Origin of the sequence: Streptomyces sp. Pv4-95 (assembly GCF_045782725.1) — a bacterium.
GTDB lineage: Bacteria > Actinomycetota > Actinomycetes > Streptomycetales > Streptomycetaceae > Streptomyces.
The window spans coordinates 8,451,793-8,472,939 of the sequence record NZ_CP127172.1; the positions used below are offsets into that span (position 1 = coordinate 8,451,793).

Below are 21,147 nucleotides of genomic sequence, written 5' to 3' on the forward strand. Positions count from 1 at the left end.
CCGTTCCTGACCACGCTTCCCACATCCGAGGAACTCCCAAATGAAGGAGGGCCCGCTTCGGAGCCTCACGCCAGGCGCGCTCGGGAACCTCGTACGCCGCGGAGCGGACTTCGCAGTGGCCGAGGACGCCGTGCAGGACGCGCTGGTCGAGGCGGTCCGCGTCTGCCTGGCCGACCTCCGCGGGAAGCGAAGGGCTGGCTGGTCCGTGGCCTGGCGCAAGTTCCTCGACGCAACCGGGGCGGAGATCGCCCGCCGCCGGCGATCGAGCCCACCCCGGTCACGGCTATTTCTGTGTTCGTCGGGCTAGGTAGGGCTGTGCGGACCTGGCACAGGCGGTGACTGCAAGGGATCCACGCGCCAGGAGGGATTCCGCACCCATACGCGCTCGCCACTCCTGGCGACAGTCAGTCCCATGTCCGTGTCGGTGGGACGGTCCAGCTTGTCCCACTCCTGCCAAACTGCCTCCACCTCTCCCCATAGGCTGCTGTCCCCGAATTCAGTGACGGTGCCCTCGGCATCCGCGATGGCCCCCGAGCCTCGATGGTCGTGGACCCACACACGTAGGTAAGTGCCCTCCCGCCCCTCAGTGAGCGTGACCCCCGGGAGACGGGCGCCCGCGTACAGGGCGAACCCGGGCGTGATCATCTCCTGCGGAAGAACCTCCGCGCCCAGCGACCGCGGACGGGATGTGTCCGGGGTAGCGCCAGTCGTGCCACGGTGCGAGCGCATCGGCATGTAGGTGGCTGTGCCCGCGAACCGGCCCGACGCTTCCATACCGTCCTCGCCGACGGTCAGACGGACGAGGGCACCACACCAGAAGTCGCCCACCCTGGGCGTCACCAGTACGCCCCCTGGCCGTAGTTGTTCGATCAGTCGGTACGGAACGTGCCGCAGTGCGCAGGTGGCAATGATCCGGTCGTAGGGTGCGCCCGCCGGCCAGCCGTGCTCCCCGTCGGTGACCACCAGTTGCGGTCGGAGTCCGGCGGCCGACAGGTTCCGTTCGGCCTGCGCTGTCAGCGACGCGTCGATCTCAACGCTGGTGACGTTCTGGTCGCCCAATCGAGCGGAGAGGAGTGCGGCGACGTAGCCGGTGGCGGTGCCGATCTCCAGAACTCGTTGCCCGTCGTGTACGTCGAGCAGCTGGAGCATTCGCGCCACCATGGAGGGCATGGAGTTGGAAGCGGTCGCGATGCCGGGTCCGCCCTCGGCGCCGTCGTCGACCTGCGTGACGACGGGCTCATCGGAGTACACCAGGGCGGCGCGCTCTGCGGCAGTCGTGACGGGGCGGCACCGGTCACGGTCCTGCCGCCATACCTCCGCAGGTAAATATGCCTCACGGTGGGTGCGCTCCCACACCGCGCGCCAGCTGGGGGTCAACAGGCCGCGCTCGTCCAGAGACTGGACGAGCGCGGTGTGCCCCTGTCGGGGGTTGGTCATTGACTCAGGCCACCTTGGGGCGTTCGCCGTCGGGGCTCGGGGTTGGCGGCGTCCACGGCTTGTCTTCCGGCTGACCGCCGTGCTTGCCGCTGTCCGACATTCGCAGAGTGCTCATGATCTCCTCCATGTGGTCGAGACATCAGCTGTGCCTGCCGTAGCAGGTATAGCGGATGGTGCTGCCGGCCGCCGCCGTGGTGAGGTATGCGGCGGCCAGGCGTTCCCGTTGCGCCTCGGGGTCGCAGCGCAGCGGGGGGGGGCTCAGAGGCTGAGAGTCGTCGTTTCTCCGGGGAGCCGCACTCCTGCTCGGCGAGCGAGGACGCGGGCCGCCGACTCGGGCACAGGGCACGGGCTGACCTGCCCGGCCGCGAACACGCTGCAGACGGTGCGGGCGATGCACGGGCCTGAGGCGCTGTCGACGAGGACGTCGCGCAGGTCGAGGGTCGAGCCACAGTCGCAGCGGTCGCCGTCAGCCATGCCCGCCTCCGGCGATGCCGACGGCGAGGACGAAGGCTAGGGCGGCGAGGCACGTCAGGTAGGTCACGACGAGGCGAATACGGCGTGGCTCAGGCACGACGGGCTCCGGCGAGGGCCTCGCGGGCGCGCTGGTCGGACTCGTCGAACGTGGTGACCGAGTAGCCGCCGGCCTGCGCGATGCGCTGCTGAAGGGCGATGCGGTGCTGGACGTCGTAGGCAAGACGGTCCCAGTTGTGAACCAGGCAGACCACCTCGCGACCGGGGGCCGCAGCGCGCATGGCGGCGAGCAGCGCGCCGAGTTCCGGGCGGGCGGGGTCGAAGGCGGCGTCTCCGAGGTCGAGCCAGTGCCCCGCAAGGACCCAGCCCTTGCGGTCGGCGTAGGCGTGGCAGCCGATGAGCCGCTCATCGAGTTGGCCCCGTGAGTTGGTGGCGCACCGGTCGTAGACAAATGCGAGGGGCGTGCGGGCCGGGGCCGTCATCAGGCGTCCGCCTTGTGCTGAGTAAGTAGCCACTGACAGTCACGGGCGAGCTGCTGAACTTGGATGTGTGCTGCCAGCGGGGCGTCACTGATGCCTTGCTTGACCTGTCGCTCGACGCCGTCGAGGCGCGCGATTCGTCGGTGCCACTCGGTACTGCCGCGCCAGATGCGGCCAGCCGCATCGCGGACCTCAGGAAACAATAGGCCGATGTGACCGCGCAGTTCCTCTTCCAGGCCAACCAGCACGGCGGAGTCAAACGGGGCGGTACCCAGGCACAGTGCCCGGCAGATCGTCTCGCCGATGGTCTCTGCGTCGACCGGCTCGGCGGACGCTCCGCGCTGGGAGGCCCACTGCCCAGACGGCGCATTCATCGCGGCCTCCGGACGCTGTGACGGGGGCAGGCCACAACGAACCACACACGTACGCCGCCCTCAACCGGAGTGGCGACCGATCCAGCAGGGGCGAGGGCGGTGCGCGCGGCTCCGCACCAGTAACACGCCTCGCCGTGCAGCCGGACGAAACTCACATCAGGGGCCGCCAGCGGGACGTCATCAGGTGGAACCTTCGTTGCAGTCACAATCTCTCCCTGTGCCGATGGGCTCAGGAAGAGACTCGTCCCGCAACTACCCCTCAAGTACCCCTGACAGGGGTACCGTTCAGGCGCCCGTCCCGGCCTGACACCACTCGGCGAAGTTCGACAGGCTCCCGGCATCCGCGCGCTTCAATCGGCGCAGGGTGGCCGCGTCCTCTCGCACCCATCGATGCTCCCGTGCGTGCTGCGGAGCGATCCGCCGCGCCACCTTCAACGACTCGAACGCCGCGTCAGGGCGACCAGACCAAAGTTGAGCGCGACTGAGTTCGATGTAGAACCCTGAGCGACGCTCTGCCGGCAGATCCCGCGGCGGCTTCCACTCCCGAGCCAGCGTCAAGGCGCGCCCCAGGTGGCCATCGCCCAGACTCACAGCCACTGACACCTCGTGCACGCGGACACTGTTCGGACCGAATGCGGTGCCCCGATATACATCCTCGGGCACCCGGTCGCCGAGGGCGCGCGCCTCGTCGAGGTGTGTCTCGGCCACATCACCATTACCTGCCCGACCAGCGATGACTGCGGCGCGCATATGCAGCGCCCCCCGAGCGGCAAGCGCTGTCGGCCGATCACTCCGCGGTGCCAGATCTGCCGCACGTTCGAGTGCGCGCAGGCCCGCGGCATGCGCCCTCGCAGCGAAAAACGTTTCCGTCCGAACGTAGGCAACTGTCGCTTCCACGAGCGGGTCGGCGGTCTGCCCTGCCGCCCACCGCATGAGGTCGATGAGACGCGCCGACAGATCCTTTGCGCCGTACTTAAATGCAATGGCGTCCGCAGCCCTACATGCGTCCACCAGGAGACGGGCCACAGCCGGGCGGTCGTCTGCTGCTGCGGTCTGCAGCGCACGGCACAGCTCAGCGAGGAGCCCCGGGACAGTGCGAGCAATGCGGATGTACTGGGCGCCCAGACGCTGCGTGACGACGGACCCGACTGCCTCGCCGAGCGCTGACAGGTCCCGGTACGGGCCATCCTCCGGCGCCTCGTACTCGGCGAGGACTGCAGAGAGGGTGGGCATAGCCTGGTGCACGCGGTCATCCGGGCGTTCCGTGTCCGGCAGTAGCCGAGCCGGGTCGAGGTCGAGGGCCGTGGCCACCGCGTCCAAGAGGGCGTCGGAGATTCCCCGCTCCCCTCGCTCGATTTTCCGCAGGGTGCCCAGAGCGATGCCCGCGGCGCGGGCAAGGTCAGCCTGTGTGAGGCTCGCGATGCGGCGCTCGTAGGCGATGCGGGGGCCTACCCCGCTATACACGATACTGGGCAAACTGGCCTCCGTTCGGTGCAGCCACTCCGAACAGTACCCAGATCGTCACGGTCGGGAACGAAAACGGCCCCGTCCGCATCTCGCAGACAGGGCAGCTCCGTTGACGCTCAAAGGTTGCCCACCACGTTCACCAGCTCCGTCAGGCTCGTGACTCGGACGTCAGCCGCACGCGCGTCCTGACTGCCCGCCCATAGATGCCCGAGTGGGCCCCGCCGCAGGTGTGCCGCGCGGAGGCCGACCGCGCGCGCTGGCAGCACGTCATTCTGCGGGTGGTCGCCGACGTAAAGCACCTCGCTCGCCGGGCTTCCGGCCAGCTCGACGGTGCGAGCGAAGAACGCCTCCGCCGGCTTGGCCACGCCCCACTCCCCAGATGTCGCGATGGCATCCGCCGGTAGGTTAAGTGCCCGCAGCAACTCACCGGCCCGCGTGGTCTGGTTGCCAGCCACGACCACACGCAGCCCGGCATCTCGGAGTGCTGTCAGCGCCGGGCGGACATCTGGATACAGGTCCGACTCTTCCAGACGTTCGCCGCAGCCCGCTCGCTCCATCTTGGCCCGTTCGGCCTCCACATCGATGCCGGGCCGTACAAGCCGGAGCGCATCAGCGTTGTCTCGACCCTGTGCGACGACCGCACCCACCAGCGCCGACAGTGTGTGCCGCCGCACGCCGAGCCAATCGGCCCACGCGCCCCACCCGCGGTCATCGCTGATAAGGGTTTCACCGACATCGAATGCCACTGCACGGATCATGCAAGCAGCCTACGGCGCGATCTGCCTACGTTTGGCAGTGCCCGGTTCTATGATCTGCGGGCCAAGGCGAAGAACGTGAACAGTAGATTCCGCCGCGGGCGGCTGGGAACGCTCTGCGCTGGGTCCGCGACCAGATCTGCGAGCGGCTGGCAACGTAGGGAGACACAGCGAGCATGACCACCATCGCCGTTACCGGGCACATGGACCTCACCGAAAGCACCGTGCGCCTGGTAGAGAAGGCACTGCGAACCCTGTTGCGCCAGCACCAAGCAGGCGAGTTGATCGGGGTCACCTGCCTGGCACGCGGGTCCGACACTCTGTTCGCCGAGGCGGTAGTCGAGGCTGGCGGGGGCCTGGTCGTCATCCTGCCTTCGCGGGACTACCAGGAGGCGAAGGTCAAGCCCGATCACGCCCCTGCGTTCAAGCGTCTGGCCGGCATCGCGGACGTAGTGACCATGCCGTACGACACCGCGAATCGCGACGCGTACGAAGCGGCCAACGGTGAGCTGTTGAAGCGGGCCGACCGGCTCGTAGCGGTGTGGGACGGCACGCCATCTACAGGAAAGGGCGGGACGGCCGACAGTGTTGAGCAGGCGCGGCAGGCTGGGCTGCCTGTCGATGTTGTGTGGCCGACGGGGGCCGAGCGCGGTGCCTAGGAGCGGCGTCGGTCCGGTGTGAGAATCGCCGGCGTACTTATGGGGCGCGTGGGTTCGGGGGCGACGGGGCGCCGTCAGATTGGCGCACGAGCGCGTCCGGGGCGCTCGCTGACGGCCGTAGTGAGCACCCGTCGGGTACGTCTGTCCGTCGCGGCCGTGGGCTCGGTCTGGACCCAGGCCAGCTTCCGCTCCTGGAGGGCCTCGATGACGTTCGACTGCATGATGTGCTCCGCTCTGCCCGTTCGGCCGTGATGGTGGGGGATGGTGCGTGATGTGACAGGACTGTGCCGGTGACGCCGATCTGAGCGAGTAGGGCTTCCTGCACCTCCCTTCCGCTGCCATCAGCGGTGGCTGGCTCGGCGCCTGCCTCGGGCGCGAGCGATAGCTCGCAGTGGGGATGCAGGGGCACACGGCCCAGGTCCGTCCACTTGCGGCCCCCGGCGAAGCGGGCAATCAGCTGCAGCTGCCCAAGCTCTCCGAACTCCTTGATTAGCTCGGGCACCTGAGAGGCCAGAGGGCGATGGACCGAAGTCGGCGGCCGGGCCCGCCCTGCTCTCACCGCGCATCCGGCGAGGACCGCGTCAACGGCAGCCTCCTGGTCCACGGACTGGTCTGCGGCGTGTTGCCCGGCCGCGGCGCTGCAGGAGAGAGAAGAGTTAGTAGAGAGAGGAAATATAGGGCCGCGTTTGTGCAGGTCAGGACCTCAATTCGGGTCGGAATTCCGACCAGATGGGTCGGATATCCGACCCCGCGGGTCGTCTTTCCGACCCGCTGTGCCTTCCGGGTCGGAAAGACGACCCGCCCGGGGGCGCCCTCGTCGGAGGTCGGGGGAGGACCTGGCGGCCTGTGCCTGGGCGAGAGTGTCCGGGGCATTGCGCCCCCCGGATAGCCCTCGGGAGCCTCCACACGCTGCTGAGGTGCTCCTTGACGGGTATCAAGGCATCGCCGTCTCTGTAGGTCAAAGCCGGGTCCGTGACTCGGAGGCGGCCGGGGTTGCTCTGCCGGGGCCCTGGGTGTTCAGAGCGCAGGGATGCGGTGGAGTCGGCGGAGAATCTTGGTGGCCCCGGGGTAGCGGGTGGCGGTGAGGCCGAGGTGGCCGGTCAGGTTGCCGTCAGCGATGGCGCCCAGGAGCACTGGTAGTGGCCCGTGACCGGCGTGGGCGAACGCTGTGGCGAGGTGGTTGTACCGGTCCACGACGGTATCGACCGCCTGTGGCAGATCGCCGGTGGCCGCCGCGCGGAAGAGGACCTCGTTGGAGGCCGCGTTGCCGTCGTTCCCCGGTCCACCGCAGGCCTCCGTTGCGTATGAGGCAAGGTCGTTGACGAGGTGGCCAACCTCGACTGTCCGTTCCGTGAGCTGGTCCGCCGCGGACCCCTCTTCGGGCACGGGCATTTCATAGACCGCCATCCAGCAGCGGATGTATGGGAGCACACCGACCGTGCGCCGACGCAGCGCGCGGAACTCGGCGAAGGTCATGGCGCGGAGGTTTTGTGCCGGCTCCGAAGCGGTGGCCAGGCAGAAGTCCGCGAGCGCGGAGCGGAACGGCTCGGTGCGCAGGCGCTGGGCGCGCATCTCATCGAGCAGCGCGTCGTGGAAGACGCCGAGTTCACCCTCGGCTGTCTGTCGGCCGCTGCGCAACCGTTCGGCCAGGGCGGCGAGTTCGACGGCAGGGCCGTCGTCGGCCTGTAGGAAGAACAGACAGAACCTCGCACTGGGCAGGGAATGGTGCAGGGTGGCGCCTGGCGGTGCGCAGTGGGCGCCGAATACGGCGGCGTAGAAGGCGCTGCGGGCGTGCCAGGCGGGCCCTCTCTGGCAGCAGCAGAGCGGCAGTGCCCACGCGAGCAGGGCTCGGGCGAGTTCGCGGTGCCGTTCGGTCGGCAAGTAGGGGTGGTACGGCTCCAGGAGGCATGGAAGCGTTTCCTGCGTCATGGGCATCCTCGATGTGGGCGCAGGGCGCTCAGGGCGAACAGCGTGGTCAGGTGCGGCGAGCCGTAGTACAGGGTGAAGCGGCCCATGCGGAAGTAGGGGCAGGCGGGCCAGGACCCGTCGGGGCGCTGAGCGCCGGCCAGCAGGGTCCGGCGCTCCCGCTGTCCGGGCGCAATCCCCAGGTTCTCTGCGGCGAGGATGAGCAGCGCGAGATCGAGCGGGTTTGTGGGCGGGCTCGGCTGGACGGCGAGGTGCTGGAGCACAGCGTCGTGCAGGGGGCCGTGCAGGACTGGGGCGACAGCCGTCTCGCCTGTGCACAGGCGGGACGCGGCGTGGAGAGAGGCCGCAGGTGCCGGGTAGTAGCGTGATCCGAGAAGGTAGCGCTCGGAGGTGAGATGGTCGCTGACGTAGCGCAGGGTGGCTGCAGCGTGCTGGCTTTCGAGATGGGTGTCCTGCTGGGCCAGGCCCAGCAGGTGAAGGACGTTGGCGCAGGCGACGGCGTCGTGTCTGCGCTTGCGTGGCAGTGCCTGAGTCTCGGCATGGTCGTCCCAGTAGACCGTGACCACCCCGGGGTGCGGGCCGACTCCGTTCGCGCCGGCGTGGAGCACTTCCCGCGCCGCGGCAGTGAGTCGGGCACGGGGCAGGAGCCCGTGTCGGTGCAGGGCGACTGCGGCGACGGCGGTGCAGTCGGTGTCGCACGCGAAGGCCGTGGAGGAGGGGAAGAAGCGGTAACGGTCCCCCCAGCGGCACCGCTCGACCTGGCGGGCCAGGATGGCGACGAGCTCGTGCGATTCTCGGTCGGCAGATGGAAGCAGTGCCAGAGCCCACATCGCCGAGAAGCCCTCTGCGCCGGGGTCGAACCCGATGTCCACTCCGTGGCGCCGGTACAGGCGCTCGCGTGTCCGGGGCGCGGTGAAGGGGTCGTTGAAGCGCGGATCGAAGTCCAACCAGGCCGACGGTAGCCCCTGGCCCGCTGCCTCCCGGGACAGGAACTCCACTGCCCGCCGGGCGGCCTCACCCCCAGCCGCGTCGTCCGCCTTTGGCGGGCCGGCGCCAGCCCCCGCGTCGGGCACGATTTGTGGTGGCCCATCCAGCGCGTCAGCCGGGTCCGATGTTGGAGCAGGCATGTCCCGTCCCTCCGCGCACGGAGCACCCGCCACAGAGGTCCCGCACCCAGAACGCGAGGGCGCATGCGGTGCGGGCACAGGTGATCCCGACAGGCCTTCTTGCCGACAAGCGACCGCCCTGTGCGACCGCTGCCTCATAGTCTGACCCGTGTTGACCGTGGCCTCGCGAGCGCGCGGGCCACGAGTCGATGCGCGAACCAGTGGAATCGCAAGCCGTCATGCGCCGGTGCGTGACGCGTAAGCGCGCATCAACGCGACGGTCAGGGCGTGAGATGACGTCGTCGGGCACCCGAACGTAGGAGACGAGAGTGTCGCCGACGCTCGCCTCCCGTAGTCGGTGAGTGGACAACCTGGTTTGCAAATCCAGAATGGGCCTCGGCTCAAGTCTGAGACGGGCCATGCGGGGGAGTTGTGCTGCTGAGGGCTGTGCGCTGGGCTTTCGCGTGGCAGATTCCCTTACGCATGCTTTGGCTGCCTGCCCGGGCCGGCGGGGCGGACTGCGCGAATGCAGCTCCCCGCCGAAGCCTTTGCCGCCGCTGTGCTGATCGAGGTCGTCAGGTCTCCGCCCTCCCGGCCAAGGGGGGCGTTGGGTAGCCCGGCAGGGCGGTCGCCCATTGGGTCGGCAGGGAGGCCGCCGACGTTTGGCCTTGAAGGAGAACTTGCCCGGCAGCGAACAACACCGCTGCGGCTTCTCCTCAGGTTGGAGTGTTCGGGCATGCGAGGAGTCTTTGGACCTGGTGCTGTTCGAGGCGACGTTCTGCTTCAGGTATCACGAGGTCCGCATGCACGGAACGGCCGTGCCACCCGCTCTGGCCACGCAGTTCTTCGACGCGGACACCCTGCCCGCCCGGGGCCTGCTGGCCCTCTTCCACGCGGCGGATCCGTAGCCGGCCGGCTGAGCGTGCTCACGCAGCCCTCGGGCTGTGAGCTCATCAAGCATCACTGCAGGCGGAAATTCGGGCTCTCCGGCCGTGACACGGGTATGGCTGGATTCGTCGATGCGCCCTTCCCCGCCCCTCGGCCAAGCGGTACTCCTTGCCGGGATGCAGGGCGGCCCAGCCAGGGAAGGGACACTGCGATGGCTCATGCGCGATACGAAGGCCAAGGAAACCTGGAAAGCGCCGCACCAGGCGATGCAACCGCCTGCGGCCAGACGGAGATGACCTCGTTCGACGAGGCGTACGACCAGCCAGACCCCCGGCACTTCTTCCGCCTGCTGGGCCGCTGGGACTACCAGACGCCTCACCACGCACAGGCGGTGTTCCGGCGCGTGGCCGCCGCCCGCGCCGCCGCCCCGCTCACTGTGCTGGACCTCTGCTGCTCGTACGGGATCAACGCGGCCCTCCTCAACCACGACCTCACCCTGGAGGACCTTTATGCCCACTACACGTCCCCGCAGGCCGCAGCGCTCACGACAGCGGAGCTGATCGAGTGGGACCGTGCCTATTACGCGGCTCATCGACGTCCCGACGCGCATCGGGTGATCGGGCTCGACATTGCTGCGAACGCCATCTCCTACGCTCTCGCTGTCGGTCTGCTGGACGAAGGCTTCGCCGAGAACCTCGAAGCGGCTCCGCCCACCCCCGCTCTCCTGCGCGCAGTGCAGCCGACCCTTGTGGTCACCGTCACGGGCGGAGCGAGCTTCCTGTCCCCACGCACCTTGCAACCGCTCCTCGCCGCCGCTCACGAACAGGTGTGGATCGCGGCGTTCGTTCTGCGTACCGGCTCCTACCGCCACATCGCTGACGGGCTGACACCGTACGGCCTCATCACCGAGAAAGCGGCTGCTCCGAGCTACCGGCAGCGCCGCTTCACGAGCGTGCATGAGCAGCGGTATGCCATCACCGCGGTGACTGCCGCCGGTGAGGATCCTCAAGGCAGGGAGACCGACGGTTACTTCCACACCGAACTGCACCTGTCACGACCCGCGAAAGACACCGCAGCCCTTCCGCTCACCACTTTTACGTCGGAGAGTGCGTAAGCACACGCCAACCCCACGCGGGGTTACCCGCCGGTTCACTTCCGCTGAGACACGTCGCTGGGGCGTGCGCGCCCCAGCAGAAGGCCGCCGGCCGGCGACGTCGGCCGTACGACGAGCGCAGGGCCGCCCTCTTGCAGGCCCCCGACGACGGGCGACCCTGCAGCCCGTCCTTCCACTGGTGACGTGGCGGTGGCGACGGGATGGGTCGGCGCCCTCGGCGGTGTGGAGGGCTCCGTCGCGAAGCCGCGGCAGTCGCGCTATGCGGGTGGCCGGGGCGGTTCGGGGCGGGTGAAGTGGCGTCAGCGCCACACCGTCGACGCAGCCGTCATCGGCGTAACCGGCATGGCTCCTGCGGCGCAGGCCTTCATCCTGGGCCGGCCCCGCGCGGGCCGGATCCGTCCCGGACGGACCAATCACCAACCCGCTGAACGCCGCTTAGGGCGAGCAGATCTCGTCCACCCGCTCCTGGGCTTCCCTGACTTTGTCCCTCGCCGTCCCCAAACGCTTCTTGGCGGTCTCGACCTCGGCCTCCTGGGCGGCGATCGCCTTGGGGTCAGGAGGCTGTGCGGCCTGCAACTGGGCAAGCTTGTGCTTCTCTTCGTCCAATTCCGTCGCGCGGCGTTTCTGGTTGTGCTTCGCCTTCTCAAGGGCCTCTTTGGCCTGCTTGCAAGGGTCGATGGCAGGCATGCTTCCTCCCTCTCCGGATGGTGAACCTCAGCCTCACAGGCAGGCCGTCACGGCGCGCGTCGAGGACACCCAGTCGGCCGTCAGCCGGTCCGGTGGGCGGCACGGCGGCGCGCGAGGTCCGCTTGGCGGAATCCGGTGGCGGTGCGCCCGGGGGAGACGGACGGTGTTCGGGACATGACGCCACAGCCCGGAGGCGAACACCGATGCCGTCCTACGAGGGAATCCTGAACTGGATCCACTGCCAGTCGCCGCGCTCGAATCACAACATTCCCGGGGTGCCCGAGCTCGACGTGGTCACGCTGCGGTGGGACGGCGAACAGGTCGCCCGGCGTGAAATGGAGACCGGGCAGACATGGACTCTTGACGTCACCCGTCCTCTGCTCGGCCCGGCGACGGTGGAGGTAGTGGTCAGGCCCAACGAGGAGGGCAGCGTCGAGGACGTCATCGGCTCCGTGCAACTGAGCGAAGCCGACGTGGGTACGGGCATCACCGGCACTGACTTCCACGTGACTCACTTCGACGAGGCCGGGGCTCAGTACGAGCTGACGTACAAGGTCCGCCAGACCGACGACCCCCCGCCCGTCCACGCCCGCGAGGACGGGACCCTCAGCTGGATCTTCTGCGAGTCGCCGCGCTCGAATCACAACATTCCCGGGGTGCCCGAGCTCGACGTGGTCACGCTGCGGTGGAACGGCGAACAGGTCGCCCGGCGCGAAATGGAGCAAGGGGAGACGTGGGAGCTGGACGTCACCCGTCCTCTGCCCGGCCCTGCGGCGGTGGAGGTAGTGGTCAGGCCCAACGAGGAGGGCAGCGTGGAGGACGTCATCGGCTCGGTCCAGCTGATCGGGTCCCTCGCGGGCGCCGGCTTTCAGGTGGCCCGTTTCAACGACGCTGGCGCCCGCTACGAGCTGACGTACAAGGTCGATGCGCGCAGTCCCTTCGACGACTAGGGAGTTCACCAGCCGATCAGGCCAGGCCCTGCGCACTACACGTAGTACTCGCAGCTCTCGCCGCGTGCCCGCCCTACTGGACCTTGCACTTATTGTAGTCGCCCGACTACCGAGAGGATTCTTGTCATGGGTGAGAAGAAGACGTCCGAGAAGGATGAAGCGTCGACGAGTGAGGGCATCCGCATGATCACGGAGCCGAACGACGAGGTGCCAGAGATGCCTGAGAAGTCCGAGGAGGCCGCGACCGTCGGGACGCTGACGATCCGATACGTGAACGCCACTCCGGAAATCACCCTCAGCAACGGCACAGCAATTCCCGGCGAGATCGTCGTTGTCGACCCGCAGGGCAACCCGATCGCCGTCTACCAGGGCACTGCGCTCCCCGTCAGCGTCACCACCCGCGGTATGAACCACGCCCACGGCCACTTCCTCCCCGCCGGCCACAACGCCGTCGTGCCCGCCGGCGTCGCTCACCCCGCTGTCGTGAGCCCCGGCATCGTGCCCGTCGTCCTCTCGGATCGGGCGCTGAAGCGGGACGTTGTCGGGGTGGCGTGGGCCTAGTGATCGCCTGGTTGCGGCAGTTCGCCGCAGGCCGTCGCAGCACGAGCCCGGCGGCCGCGTCCGGTCCGGCCAGCGAGGCGACACCGGACGCGGTACACCACAGTGCGGCGGTCAACGGATTCCAGGTACTGGAAGCGGCACTGGCCCTGCCCGTGAGTACCTGGCGCTATCACTGGGATCCTGCTCAAGTCCGGCACCTGGGACCGATGGCACAGGACTGGTGGGACGCCTTCGGCGTCGGCGAGAACAACAAGACGATCTGCTGCACCGACACCAACGGAGTGGCCATCGTCTGCATTCAGGCCCTGCACCGCCTCCTTAAGGAATCCCAGCAGGAGACCGCACAGCTGCGCGAGCGCCTCGACCAGCTGGAACAGCGCACCACCCAGGAGGGCACAGCCCCCACGCACACCTGACCCACGACGCCTCCGCCCCCGCCGACAGAGAGGGCCGCCAGCGCATTGTTCTCAGCGAGTGGCGCGCAGGTGCGTCCAGCGGGTGGTGACTAGGGCGCGCCAGCGGTCACGGGTGGCCTGCCGACCGTCGAGCCATTGCGCGGCTGAAGCTGCATCGAGAGGGAGTCCGGCCATGAAGTGGGCGATGTCGGCGTAGTAGGCGTAGTAGTCCTCGCAGGTCATCTCGCACAGCCGGCTGATGCTGGCGGTGACCTGTTCCTGGTCGTCGCGGACCACGTGGTGGAAGGCCAGAGCCAGCTCGATCTTGGCGTCGGCGAACGCGAGTCCTGAGGTGCGGATCTCCGCCGCGAGGAGTGCGCCCGCTCGTCGACGCCGGTGTTGGTGCCGGCGTCGCGCAGGATGCGGGCGATGCGGACGTCGAGGGTGGCGACGCGCAGGTCGACGGGGACCACAGACGATCATGTCCCGCAGCGCCGGGGCAGCAGGCCGGCCTCGGTGACCACGGCGAGGCGCGTGGCGGTGCGGGCGCGGCGACGGTCACTTCGAGCAGGCTCAACTGGTGTGCCGGGGGTTCGGATACAACGAGGACGCGGGCGGGTGGCGGGTCGGCCGCCACCCCCGTTTCCTCGCCGACGTCACCGGTGACGGGCGTGTCGACATCGTCGGCTTCGGTGGCCCTGGGGTGTACGTGGCCCGAAACCTCTTCCGCCGCTTCAGGACCCGGTAACCCTCTGGGGATCTCCACAGCCGGCGCTCCCATTTGAGCTGATGGACGACCAGAGTCGGCTGGTCGGGCCGGGGGGATGGAGGAGGCCGATGGCGCCATTCGCCTTCGTGCCCATGAGAGCGCACCAGCAACACGTGACGACCGCGACGTGCCGCTGTCGGGTTGTCTCCGCTCTGGCTAGTGCGCGACGGATGCTACGAGGATGTGCAGGGGGTTGATGAGTTCGGGGTGGTCGCCGCGGGAGGCGGATTGGAGGAGGTCGGCTGCGACGACGAGGAGTGCGGTGTGGCCGGTGGGGGTGTCGAGGATGGGGAATTGGGTGCGGATGCGGTGGGCGGTCTGGGGTGCGAGGAGGGAGTAGGCGTACAGCAGCGCCGGGTCGTAGCCGACCGGTGCCAGCCCGAAGCCTTCGAAATCCAGCAGGGTCGGGCCGCTGGTGGTGAGGTTGGCGAAGTGGCAGTCGCCGTGAGCGGTGGCCCAGTCGATATCGGCCGGCGCCGAGACGCCCGCGTGTTGGGGGAGTGCGCGGTCGATCCACTGCCGACGTACCGCGACCCGCTCGGTGGGCGTGGCGGCGATGGTCTCCAGATCGGCGGACAGGGACTTCCACCACGTCTCCGGCAGCTCCAGCTCACCTGTCAGCACCGGCTCGGGCGCGCAGGTGGGGGAGTCGGTGAAGGCGGTGAGTTCGGCGCGGTAGGCGATGCCGTGGCGCTCTGCTCCGTCGTGGATGCCGTACAGGGCGGGTTTGCGCACCCCGGGGAAGGCAGCGGCGGCGTCCCGTGTGCCCTCCCACAGCTTCCCTTTCGCGTGCTCGACGGGTGCGGAGATCAGCCGCAGCCAGCATGCTCCGTGGTCGGGGTGGTGTGCCTTCTGTCCGAGGGTGCGGCCCTGGTAGCCCCACAGCTGCGGTCCCTCGACGGTGACGCCGAGTGCGGCGCTTGCCTCTTGCTGTGCGGCGAGGGCGCGGTGTTCGTCAGCTTGGGTGGTGGGGGGCGAGTACATCGCACACCTTCCGCAGGGTCCGGGGCGGGATGGCCGTCTGGCCGAGGGCGGCGCGAGCGGCCTCCCAGTGTGCCGGAGTTGATGCCGACAGCAGAACTTTCGTCACCCCTGGGCAGGAGGCGGCCGCCAGCAAGCAGGCCTGCGCGACGGACAGCCCCGGCCGCAACAGGGCGGCAAGATCGTCGGTTGCTGCCCGCACGAGTTCGCCGCCGTGCAGAGGCGCGGAGGCGAAGGCCTGCCAGCCGCGCTCGGCTGCCTCACCGATCGGTCCGCGGCCGTCGAGCGCTTGCTCGAATGCGTCGGCTTCGACCAGGCTGACGGGCAGCTGCACAGCACGCAGGTGGTGGTCGGGGGAGCCGGCGGCCTCGGTGGCCAGAGGGTCCAGCTCCCTGACGGTAAGTAAGCAGCTCCGTGGTGAAGCCGGACCAGCTGGCGATGCCGTACGAGCTCAGGTGTCCGGCTGTCGCTGCCGGCCGGACGGCGCTCACAGCTCCATCCAGCTGCAGCGCCCGGTGCGACCGTCCAGCGGCCACCACACCGCAGCCGAAGGCCCCCGCTCCTCCAACTCCTCCAGCACCGCAGCCCCCACCGCCACCTCCGCGGCGAACCGCTCGGTCAAGGGGTGCTCCCACACCATCGAGCGCAGGTCCGACACCCGCTGCGCCAGCGCCCGAGGGCCGGCGCCGGTCAGCACGAACAGCAGCCTGGGAAAGACCGCATAGCTGCGCTGCCACGGGCGCAGACCGGAGGGGGCGGCGCCGTTGCCACGTCGGCCCAGGACGGGAACGTGACTGTGAAACCGGGCGTAGGTGATGACCTTGGAGGCGAGCCGCTCGGATGACTCCGTCGCGCGGTCGACTTCGATGAAGGCGCGCAGCAGGGCCCGTGTCGGTGTGTTGCGGGTGTAGCGCAGCAGTGCGTCGGCGATCAGCATGCGCTCGCCGTCTCCCGCTCCGTCGCGGATGGGGTGGGCGACTTCCGGTGTCCAGTCCAGCGGCGTCAGCTCGTCTCCCCTCACCTGGGCATCGGACAGGAATGCGAGGGCGGTGCGGGTCACGGTCAGGGTGTGTGCGTTGTGGGCTGAGGCAAGGGCATTGCGGTAGGTGCGGCGGCCGCGGAACTGAGGCCAGGTGAGCACCAGGGCGCGGCCTGCCGGGGTCAGGGCCCACACGCTGGGCTGGTGGCGTCGGTCGTCGGACTCGGCCAGTGCCGCACGGCGCAGAGCGCGCAAGGTCCGGCGCAGTGATTCGATGTGGGGTGCGGGCTGCAGCATCCGCTGCAGCTGGTCGGTCCGGACCGCACGGTGCTGGAAGAGACAGGCCAGGGCCTGCTCACGCAGCGTCTGGGCGGGGGTCGGGGGCGAGGTCTGGGGCATGGTGGTCTCCCGGGGTGGTGTGCAGCAGCGCTGCGGCCGTGTCGGCCACGGACTCCACTGCACGCGCCAGGCTTACCGCCCCACTTACCACCAGCGCCCTGTGCGGTCTCAATGCGGCTACATCTGCACCCCGGACCGCTTACCACGAGGTCGGGGCTGCGGTAAGCAGTCCACCGGTCTACCTCATCTTGGACAAGCTGCCCGCCTGCAAGGGCGAACGGATTCGGCGGTGGGCGAACACGACACGGGCCACCACCATGTCGCCGACGGCGTGGTTCAGCGTGCCGCACACGGGCTCCCCAACTACAGGCGCCAACGCCGGCGACACCGGGCTGCTCACTCTCCTCGCCGAACACCGCATCATCGGGCCGAGCCGTACGGATGACGTCGAGAATCGTCTTCCCGCCTTCCACATCGGCGGCGGTGGTGAAGCCTCGGCGCGATGTCGATGCGGCCGAGCGCTGGCCGTACACGTCGCGCATCAGGTCCCCGCCGGCACGCCCCCAGACTCTCGCGACGTCGCATCGTCAGGGCTCGCACGTGAGTTGACTCCGTCGTGCAGGCCATGGAGCAAGCCCTCCGGCCGCCTTCTCGCTCACGGCATTGGATCGCTGCGGGCGTCCTCCCGCGCACCCGTAGGGCGGGTTTGCACCTTCGGGGCGCACCCTGGCCCGGGCGGCCGGGCGCCGGGGAGCCGCTGCTTTCGGCGTCAGTGGGCAGTTGTGGCGGGAGTTGTACTGCGGGCTGTTACGGCGGCTGTATCCGGGGCTGTGTCACAGAGAGCGACATGGGCGCGTAACCGCAGGTCAGGGCCCTTGGTAAGTGGCGTCGGAGATTCCGACATCCCTCCGTACGTTGCCCTGATGCCTGTTGATGGTGTGGGTTGGCGGGGTGGGGCGGTGTGGTGTCGGTCTCGGTGGGTCGCTGCGCTGTGCTGGTGGTCGGGTGTTGGCCGGGTGGTGCCCGGCGTGGGCGTGGTGCGGGGCGGCGCGCGGTGCCGTCGGTGGCTTCTGGGGGCGGCAGCCTCAAGTTGGGCGTCTGGGGAATCGCGGTGCGTAGTGCGGCTCTTGTGTGGCCTGCCGGCGCGAGACGCTGGGTGCGTCGGGCCGTACAGGGCCAAAGCCCGGATGCCGGGCTTCCTTTGGACTGCCGTGCTCTCACATTTGATCGGAGCGCGACATGCGTCGCCTTGCCCTCGCCCCCACCCTCGTGGCAGTCGCCGCCCTCGCACTCGCCGGCTGCGCACAGGATGTTGGCCACGGCCCTGCAGGCCGTGTCACCGGTGAGACCAAGGACGGGAAGAAGTTTTATCTGGTCGTCGAGCCGAAGAAGGAGGGCAAGGAGAAGAAGTTCCGGGTCATAAGTACGACTACCGCGACTGTCACCGGGGCTCGAAGTACCCCAAGTGCCTTGACGATTAGCGCACGCAGGCCCTCACTCTTATCGAGGGAGGGGGTGCGGAGCGCGGGCGCAGTATCCCAGGGCCAGAGGTGACGGTGAAGAAGGGACCGGCGGCGTATGCCTGCGCGAGAGGGGCGCCGCACTTGCGTGGGCGGCGGCTCTCACGTCACGATCCGCGACCGCAACGTGAGAATCGTCAGGGCGTCGATGCCCAGTCCGTTGCGCAGGAACTTCCCGAAGCTGCCGTATGAAGCGACGGCCTGGGCGCGGAAGGCCGCCAGGTACGAGGTCTCCACGCGCTGCAGTGGGATGAGCAGGTCAGGGTTTTCCATGTAGCCCGCGGCCTTCAGCTGCTCGCGCAGCGCCTGGTCCGTGGCGGCGCGTAGTTCGTTGGACAGCAGGTAGTCGCCCTCGCTCGTCGATGCGGGGACGCCGACCGCCCGCAGGATCGTGTCCGCGAGAACTCCGGTGCGGTCCTTGCCTGCCGAGCAATGGAAAAGCACCGGCCGTGTCGAGACCGCCACGTGCTTGATCGCGGCACCGAGCGCGGCACGGTTGGCCGGGTTGGTGACGAACCCCCGGTACAGGCCCCGCATCCGCGCGGCCGCCTTCCCCTCCCCGAGCTGCGCTTGCTGATACAAGGGATCCTTGCTGCGCACCACCTGGCCGATGAACGCGAAGAGACTGAGATCGTCCACGGCCAGGGGCACCGCCGTCACCCCGGCAGGTAGCTTGTCCGGCCCGTCCGCCTGTACCTCCGGTGCGGTACGCAGGTCGATCGCGCTGCCCAGCCCTAGCCGGGCCAGAGTAGCGACTCCTTCGGGCGGCAGATCCGACAACGACTCGGAGCGGTACAGCACACCTCGCCTGGTGCTCTCGCCGTCCACCGTGCGGTAGCCGCCCACGTCCCGCAGGTTCACCGTGCCCGGCACCGGCACGACTTCGGCTGCCGAAATCCGGTGCGCGCCGTACACAGCTGCGCCCTGCCCCGCCGGGGCTGCCTGCGCGCCGGCGGGGGCGAGCAGGCCGGCAGCAGCCAGCGCCGTGGCGAGAAGCCGCATTCCCATCCGCATGGGCGCTCCTTGTATAAGGGGAGGGCCGGAAGGTAGCGACGCCGGCCAAAGAAGGCAATGCCCGCAGCCAGACGAGACTTGCGCAGACCTTGGGGACCTGCGCGAGCCGGGTTCAGGGTGAGGCTGAAAGGCGGGGCGCGTGCGGTGAGGGCCGGGCGCGGTGGGATCGGGGAGTGCGGGTGCTGTCGCTTGCGGTTCGGGAGCGCCGCGCGGTTGGCTGCCGTTGACGTAATTTCGGGTGGCGGTCAAGGGCTGCAGCGTTCGAATTGTTCACGAGTTGCGGCAGCGTCGTTGCCGATGCTCAGTGGCGGTACGCGGCTGTCGCGATCTCGATGAGTGATCGGATCAACGGGTTGGAGTCTCCTTCGTTCCACACCGCCACCACTCGGCTCGGTGCCATGTCGATCAGCGGTATCACGGTGAACTCGGCGGGCAGGGTGTGTCCGAGGGGGGCCAGGCCGATCGTGCCGTTCCACAGCACAGCCTGCAGGCATTCCTGGACGGCGCGCACCACCGGTCCCTCGCGCGGCCTGCCACCGTTCCAGTACGACTGCCAGCGGGGGTCGGTGCCCTGCGGAAACTGGAACCAGCGGCGGTCGCGCAGCTCGGCCAGCCGCAGCCCATCGCGGCGGGCCAGCGGATCGTCGGCGCGCAGGACCACGCCGACCGGATCGGTCCGCAGCGTACGCACCGTCAGGGCGGTCTCGTCGAACGGCGCCCGGGTGAGGGCGACGTCGACCAGTCCAGCGCGCAGTCCACACGTCGGGTCAGTCAGATCGGTGTCGCGGATGCGGATGTCGACTCCGGGGTGGGTTCGGCGGTAGGCGGCGGCCAGCCTGGCCACTCCGGGGTCGGTGCCGTCGCCCAGGATGCCGACGGTGATGGTCGCGACGCCGGCTGCTGCGCTCACGCGTACCCGGACGCGGTCGGCGTGGTCGAGGAGGGCTCGCGCCTCGTCGAGCAGCACCGTGCCCACCGGAGTGAGCGTGACGCCGGTGGTCGAGCGGATCAAGAGCAGCGCCCCGACCTCGGCTTCCAACTGCCTGATCGCCCGGCTCAGCGGCGGCTGACTCATATGCAGTCGGGTGGCGGCCCGGCCGAAGTGGAGTTCCTCGGCGACCGCCACGAAGTAGCGCAACGTCCGTAGCTCCACGCTGCAACGATACCCATGGGGTATCGGCGCTGCCGAAGAGGTCTTGGACACCGGGGAGGTCCAAGCGGTGCACTCGTGAACATGACCGAAGAAACCAAGACCAGCGAGCCGCAGGCCGACCCCGCCGTATCGGTGGTGGGTCCCCGCGACGGCGAGACGATCGTTCTGGGCACCACGCGCATGCGCGTCCTGGAGGACGGCAGCCACACCGGGCACCGCCTCGCGATCACCGAGTCCGTCCTCGCCCCGCACACGCAGGGTCCGCCGCAGCACCGCCATGGCCAACACGACGAGGGCTTCTACGTCCTCTCCGGCAACGTGCGCTTCACCGTCGGGGACGAGGACTACGACGCCACCGAGGGGACGCTCGTCATGGTTCCGCCCGGCACTCCGCACACCTTCGCCAACCTGACCGACCAACCCGCCGTCATGCTCAGCACATTCACCCCCGACCTGTACGTGAAGTACTTCCGAGACCTTCAGGAGGTGCTCGCCGGCGGTCGGCCGCTGACGCCGCAGGCCAACATCGACGCGATGAGCCGCTACGCGACACAGCCCGCCACCGACCTCACCTGAAGCGGACGGGACGGAACGGCTTGGCCGCCCTCCTTCGACCTGGGGGCGTAGCGCTCCCGCCATTCGCGTCCCAACCGGCCTTCTCCCGGGGCTTCCCCAGCACTCGACGCAATCGACAGGCCCCCGCGAACCGGGGCCCAAGAACGGGACCATGAACATCGCCTACTGGATCGTCGCGGGACTGCTCGCGCTCTTCTACCGCACACCGCCATCGCGCAGAGGACGTCCCGGCCCCGGAGCTGCCGGTCACCCTCGACATGCCCGGCAAGGTCGCCGACTTTCTCCGTGCCGTCGAACTGGAGCCCGCCGAGCGAACCGCCCGCGACCACGGGGTGACTGTACGGCGCGGCCAGGGCTACACCCTGCGCGTCAGCGCCGTCCCCGCCGTGCACCGCCAGCTCCTCGCCCGCTGCCAGCCGCTCGACGGCGGCGAGGAGCGCCCCGGCGTTCCCGGCCCAGCGCAAGGCCCGCCGCGAGTACAAAAACCGAGTCAGCAACCTCGCGCCGACCGGACCACCGAAAGGCGCCTCGGGGAGCCCCATTCGTC

22 protein-coding genes and 2 pseudogenes are annotated in these 21,147 nt (G+C 69.1%); 9 read left to right on the plus strand and 15 right to left on the minus strand.

Annotated elements, in window-relative coordinates:
- Positions 1-40: 40 nt before the first annotated feature.
- Positions 41-262, plus strand: a pseudogene (locus QOM21_RS37195) (sigma factor); the annotation flags it as partial.
- A 41-nt stretch (positions 263-303) separates the two neighbouring features.
- On the opposite strand, the gene QOM21_RS37200 reads toward QOM21_RS37195, so the two are convergent.
- The 6 genes from QOM21_RS37200 to QOM21_RS37225 all read right to left on the minus strand — a co-directional run bounded on the left by QOM21_RS37200 (position 304) and on the right by QOM21_RS37225 (position 4,986).
- The gene (locus QOM21_RS37200) at positions 304-1,437 is read right to left on the minus strand and encodes a methyltransferase domain-containing protein (RefSeq protein WP_407555506.1); all 1,134 of its coding nucleotides are present in this window, start codon (positions 1,435-1,437) and stop codon (positions 304-306) included.
- Positions 1,438-1,695: 258 nt separating this feature from the next.
- A complete protein-coding gene (locus QOM21_RS37205; protein ID WP_407555507.1) occupies positions 1,696-1,911 on the minus strand; it encodes a hypothetical protein in 216 nt (71 codons plus the stop codon).
- 89 nt (positions 1,912-2,000) lie between these two features.
- A complete protein-coding gene (locus QOM21_RS37210) occupies positions 2,001-2,390 on the minus strand; it encodes a recombinase family protein (protein ID WP_407555508.1) in 390 nt (129 codons plus the stop codon).
- A complete protein-coding gene (locus tag QOM21_RS37215; protein WP_407555509.1) occupies positions 2,390-2,761 on the minus strand; it encodes a DUF6415 family natural product biosynthesis protein in 372 nt (123 codons plus the stop codon). Before QOM21_RS37215 ends, QOM21_RS37210 begins: the two co-directional genes overlap by 1 nt.
- A 285-nt stretch (positions 2,762-3,046) precedes the next feature.
- Positions 3,047-4,237: a helix-turn-helix domain-containing protein gene (locus QOM21_RS37220; RefSeq protein WP_407555510.1), complete on the minus strand. Its 1,191-nt coding sequence runs from the start codon at positions 4,235-4,237 to the stop codon at positions 3,047-3,049.
- Between the two features lie 107 nt (positions 4,238-4,344).
- Positions 4,345-4,986 (minus strand): HAD family hydrolase, encoded by a 642-nt coding sequence (locus tag QOM21_RS37225; RefSeq protein ID WP_407555511.1) that lies wholly within the window; start codon positions 4,984-4,986, stop codon positions 4,345-4,347.
- Positions 4,987-5,159: 173 nt separating this feature from the next.
- On the opposite strand from QOM21_RS37225, the gene QOM21_RS37230 reads away from it, so the two are divergent.
- Complete coding sequence (locus tag QOM21_RS37230) at positions 5,160-5,642, plus strand: hypothetical protein (RefSeq protein ID WP_407555512.1); 483 nt, start codon at positions 5,160-5,162, stop codon at positions 5,640-5,642.
- A 1,017-nt stretch (positions 5,643-6,659) separates the two neighbouring features.
- On the opposite strand, the gene QOM21_RS37235 is transcribed toward QOM21_RS37230, so the two are convergent.
- Together QOM21_RS37235 and QOM21_RS37240 are read right to left on the minus strand one after the other, a co-directional pair.
- Positions 6,660-7,571 carry a terpene synthase family protein gene (locus tag QOM21_RS37235; RefSeq protein ID WP_407555513.1) on the minus strand — a complete coding sequence of 304 codons (912 nt, stop codon included), beginning with the start codon at positions 7,569-7,571 and terminating at the stop codon, positions 6,660-6,662.
- Complete coding sequence (locus QOM21_RS37240; RefSeq protein WP_407555514.1) at positions 7,568-8,515, minus strand: hypothetical protein; 948 nt, start codon at positions 8,513-8,515, stop codon at positions 7,568-7,570. The genes QOM21_RS37235 and QOM21_RS37240 overlap by 4 nt, the downstream gene beginning before the upstream one ends.
- Positions 8,516-9,423: 908 nt before the next feature.
- Between QOM21_RS37240 and QOM21_RS37245 the strand changes: the two genes are divergently transcribed.
- Both QOM21_RS37245 and QOM21_RS37250 read left to right on the plus strand, forming a co-directional pair.
- A complete protein-coding gene (locus QOM21_RS37245) occupies positions 9,424-9,582 on the plus strand; it encodes a hypothetical protein (protein ID WP_407555515.1) in 159 nt (52 codons plus the stop codon).
- Between the two features lie 191 nt (positions 9,583-9,773).
- Positions 9,774-10,676, plus strand: a complete 903-nt coding sequence (locus QOM21_RS37250; RefSeq protein ID WP_407555516.1) for a hypothetical protein — start codon at positions 9,774-9,776, stop codon at positions 10,674-10,676.
- Between the two features lie 435 nt (positions 10,677-11,111).
- Here the strand turns inward: QOM21_RS37250 and QOM21_RS37255 are convergent, their stop codons facing one another.
- Positions 11,112-11,363 (minus strand): hypothetical protein, encoded by a 252-nt coding sequence (locus QOM21_RS37255; RefSeq protein WP_407555517.1) that lies wholly within the window; start codon positions 11,361-11,363, stop codon positions 11,112-11,114.
- A 275-nt stretch (positions 11,364-11,638) separates the two neighbouring features.
- Here QOM21_RS37255 and QOM21_RS37260 point away from each other — a divergent pair, with 275 nt between their 5' ends.
- From QOM21_RS37260 to QOM21_RS37270, 3 genes are all read left to right on the plus strand, one after another.
- Positions 11,639-12,313 (plus strand): hypothetical protein, encoded by a 675-nt coding sequence (locus tag QOM21_RS37260; protein WP_407555518.1) that lies wholly within the window; start codon positions 11,639-11,641, stop codon positions 12,311-12,313.
- A 126-nt stretch (positions 12,314-12,439) separates the two neighbouring features.
- Entirely contained in the window at positions 12,440-12,874 is a 435-nt protein-coding gene (locus tag QOM21_RS37265; RefSeq protein ID WP_407555519.1) for a hypothetical protein, read from the plus strand.
- The gene (locus QOM21_RS37270; protein ID WP_407555520.1) at positions 12,874-13,290 is read left to right on the plus strand and encodes a tail fiber domain-containing protein; all 417 of its coding nucleotides are present in this window, start codon (positions 12,874-12,876) and stop codon (positions 13,288-13,290) included. The genes QOM21_RS37265 and QOM21_RS37270 overlap by 1 nt, the downstream gene beginning before the upstream one ends.
- A gap of 51 nt (positions 13,291-13,341) precedes the next feature.
- Here the strand turns inward: QOM21_RS37270 and QOM21_RS37275 are convergent, their stop codons facing one another.
- Positions 13,342-13,752: a hypothetical protein gene (locus tag QOM21_RS37275; RefSeq protein ID WP_407555521.1), complete on the minus strand. Its 411-nt coding sequence runs from the start codon at positions 13,750-13,752 to the stop codon at positions 13,342-13,344.
- Between the two features lie 67 nt (positions 13,753-13,819).
- Between QOM21_RS37275 and QOM21_RS37280 the strand changes: the two are divergent.
- Positions 13,820-14,017, plus strand: a pseudogene (locus QOM21_RS37280) (hypothetical protein); the annotation flags it as partial.
- A 177-nt stretch (positions 14,018-14,194) separates the two neighbouring features.
- Here QOM21_RS37280 and QOM21_RS37285 read toward each other — a convergent pair.
- From QOM21_RS37285 to QOM21_RS37305, 5 genes are all read right to left on the minus strand, one after another.
- Positions 14,195-15,022 carry a phosphotransferase gene (locus QOM21_RS37285; RefSeq protein ID WP_407555522.1) on the minus strand — a complete coding sequence of 276 codons (828 nt, stop codon included), beginning with the start codon at positions 15,020-15,022 and terminating at the stop codon, positions 14,195-14,197.
- Complete coding sequence (locus QOM21_RS37290) at positions 14,994-15,353, minus strand: hypothetical protein (protein ID WP_407555523.1); 360 nt, start codon at positions 15,351-15,353, stop codon at positions 14,994-14,996. The genes QOM21_RS37285 and QOM21_RS37290 overlap by 29 nt, the downstream gene beginning before the upstream one ends.
- Positions 15,354-15,506: 153 nt before the next feature.
- Positions 15,507-16,397 carry a replication-relaxation family protein gene (locus QOM21_RS37295; RefSeq protein WP_407555524.1) on the minus strand — a complete coding sequence of 297 codons (891 nt, stop codon included), beginning with the start codon at positions 16,395-16,397 and terminating at the stop codon, positions 15,507-15,509.
- 1,562 nt (positions 16,398-17,959) lie between these two features.
- The gene (locus tag QOM21_RS37300) at positions 17,960-18,859 is read right to left on the minus strand and encodes a tyrosine-protein phosphatase (RefSeq protein WP_407555525.1); all 900 of its coding nucleotides are present in this window, start codon (positions 18,857-18,859) and stop codon (positions 17,960-17,962) included.
- A 313-nt stretch (positions 18,860-19,172) separates the two neighbouring features.
- A complete protein-coding gene (locus QOM21_RS37305; protein WP_407555526.1) occupies positions 19,173-20,024 on the minus strand; it encodes a LysR substrate-binding domain-containing protein in 852 nt (283 codons plus the stop codon).
- 81 nt (positions 20,025-20,105) lie between these two features.
- Between QOM21_RS37305 and QOM21_RS37310 the strand changes: the two genes are divergently transcribed.
- Positions 20,106-20,600 carry a cupin domain-containing protein gene (locus QOM21_RS37310; protein ID WP_407555527.1) on the plus strand — a complete coding sequence of 165 codons (495 nt, stop codon included), beginning with the start codon at positions 20,106-20,108 and terminating at the stop codon, positions 20,598-20,600.
- The last annotated feature ends 547 nt before the right edge of the window (positions 20,601-21,147 follow it).

Coding starts and splice junctions, on each gene's coding strand:
- QOM21_RS37250 (WP_407555516.1), top strand. CDS start 9,774: ATGGCTCATGCGCGATACGAAGGCCAAGGAAACCTGGAAAGCGCCGCA.
- QOM21_RS37300 (WP_407555525.1), bottom strand. CDS start 18,859: ATGCGGCTTCTCGCCACGGCGCTGGCTGCTGCCGGCCTGCTCGCCCCC.
- QOM21_RS37310 (WP_407555527.1), top strand. CDS start 20,106: ATGACCGAAGAAACCAAGACCAGCGAGCCGCAGGCCGACCCCGCCGTA.
- QOM21_RS37275 (WP_407555521.1), bottom strand. CDS start 13,752: ATGATCGTCTGTGGTCCCCGTCGACCTGCGCGTCGCCACCCTCGACGT.
- QOM21_RS37235 (WP_407555513.1), bottom strand. CDS start 7,571: ATGACGCAGGAAACGCTTCCATGCCTCCTGGAGCCGTACCACCCCTAC.
- QOM21_RS37210 (WP_407555508.1), bottom strand. CDS start 2,390: ATGACGGCCCCGGCCCGCACGCCCCTCGCATTTGTCTACGACCGGTGC.
- QOM21_RS37215 (WP_407555509.1), bottom strand. CDS start 2,761: ATGAATGCGCCGTCTGGGCAGTGGGCCTCCCAGCGCGGAGCGTCCGCC.
- QOM21_RS37205 (WP_407555507.1), bottom strand. CDS start 1,911: ATGGCTGACGGCGACCGCTGCGACTGTGGCTCGACCCTCGACCTGCGC.
- QOM21_RS37225 (WP_407555511.1), bottom strand. CDS start 4,986: ATGATCCGTGCAGTGGCATTCGATGTCGGTGAAACCCTTATCAGCGAT.
- QOM21_RS37285 (WP_407555522.1), bottom strand. CDS start 15,022: ATGTACTCGCCCCCCACCACCCAAGCTGACGAACACCGCGCCCTCGCC.
- QOM21_RS37200 (WP_407555506.1), bottom strand. CDS start 1,437: ATGACCAACCCCCGACAGGGGCACACCGCGCTCGTCCAGTCTCTGGAC.
- QOM21_RS37255 (WP_407555517.1), bottom strand. CDS start 11,363: ATGCCTGCCATCGACCCTTGCAAGCAGGCCAAAGAGGCCCTTGAGAAG.
- QOM21_RS37265 (WP_407555519.1), top strand. CDS start 12,440: ATGGGTGAGAAGAAGACGTCCGAGAAGGATGAAGCGTCGACGAGTGAG.
- QOM21_RS37295 (WP_407555524.1), bottom strand. CDS start 16,397: ATGCCCCAGACCTCGCCCCCGACCCCCGCCCAGACGCTGCGTGAGCAG.
- QOM21_RS37230 (WP_407555512.1), top strand. CDS start 5,160: ATGACCACCATCGCCGTTACCGGGCACATGGACCTCACCGAAAGCACC.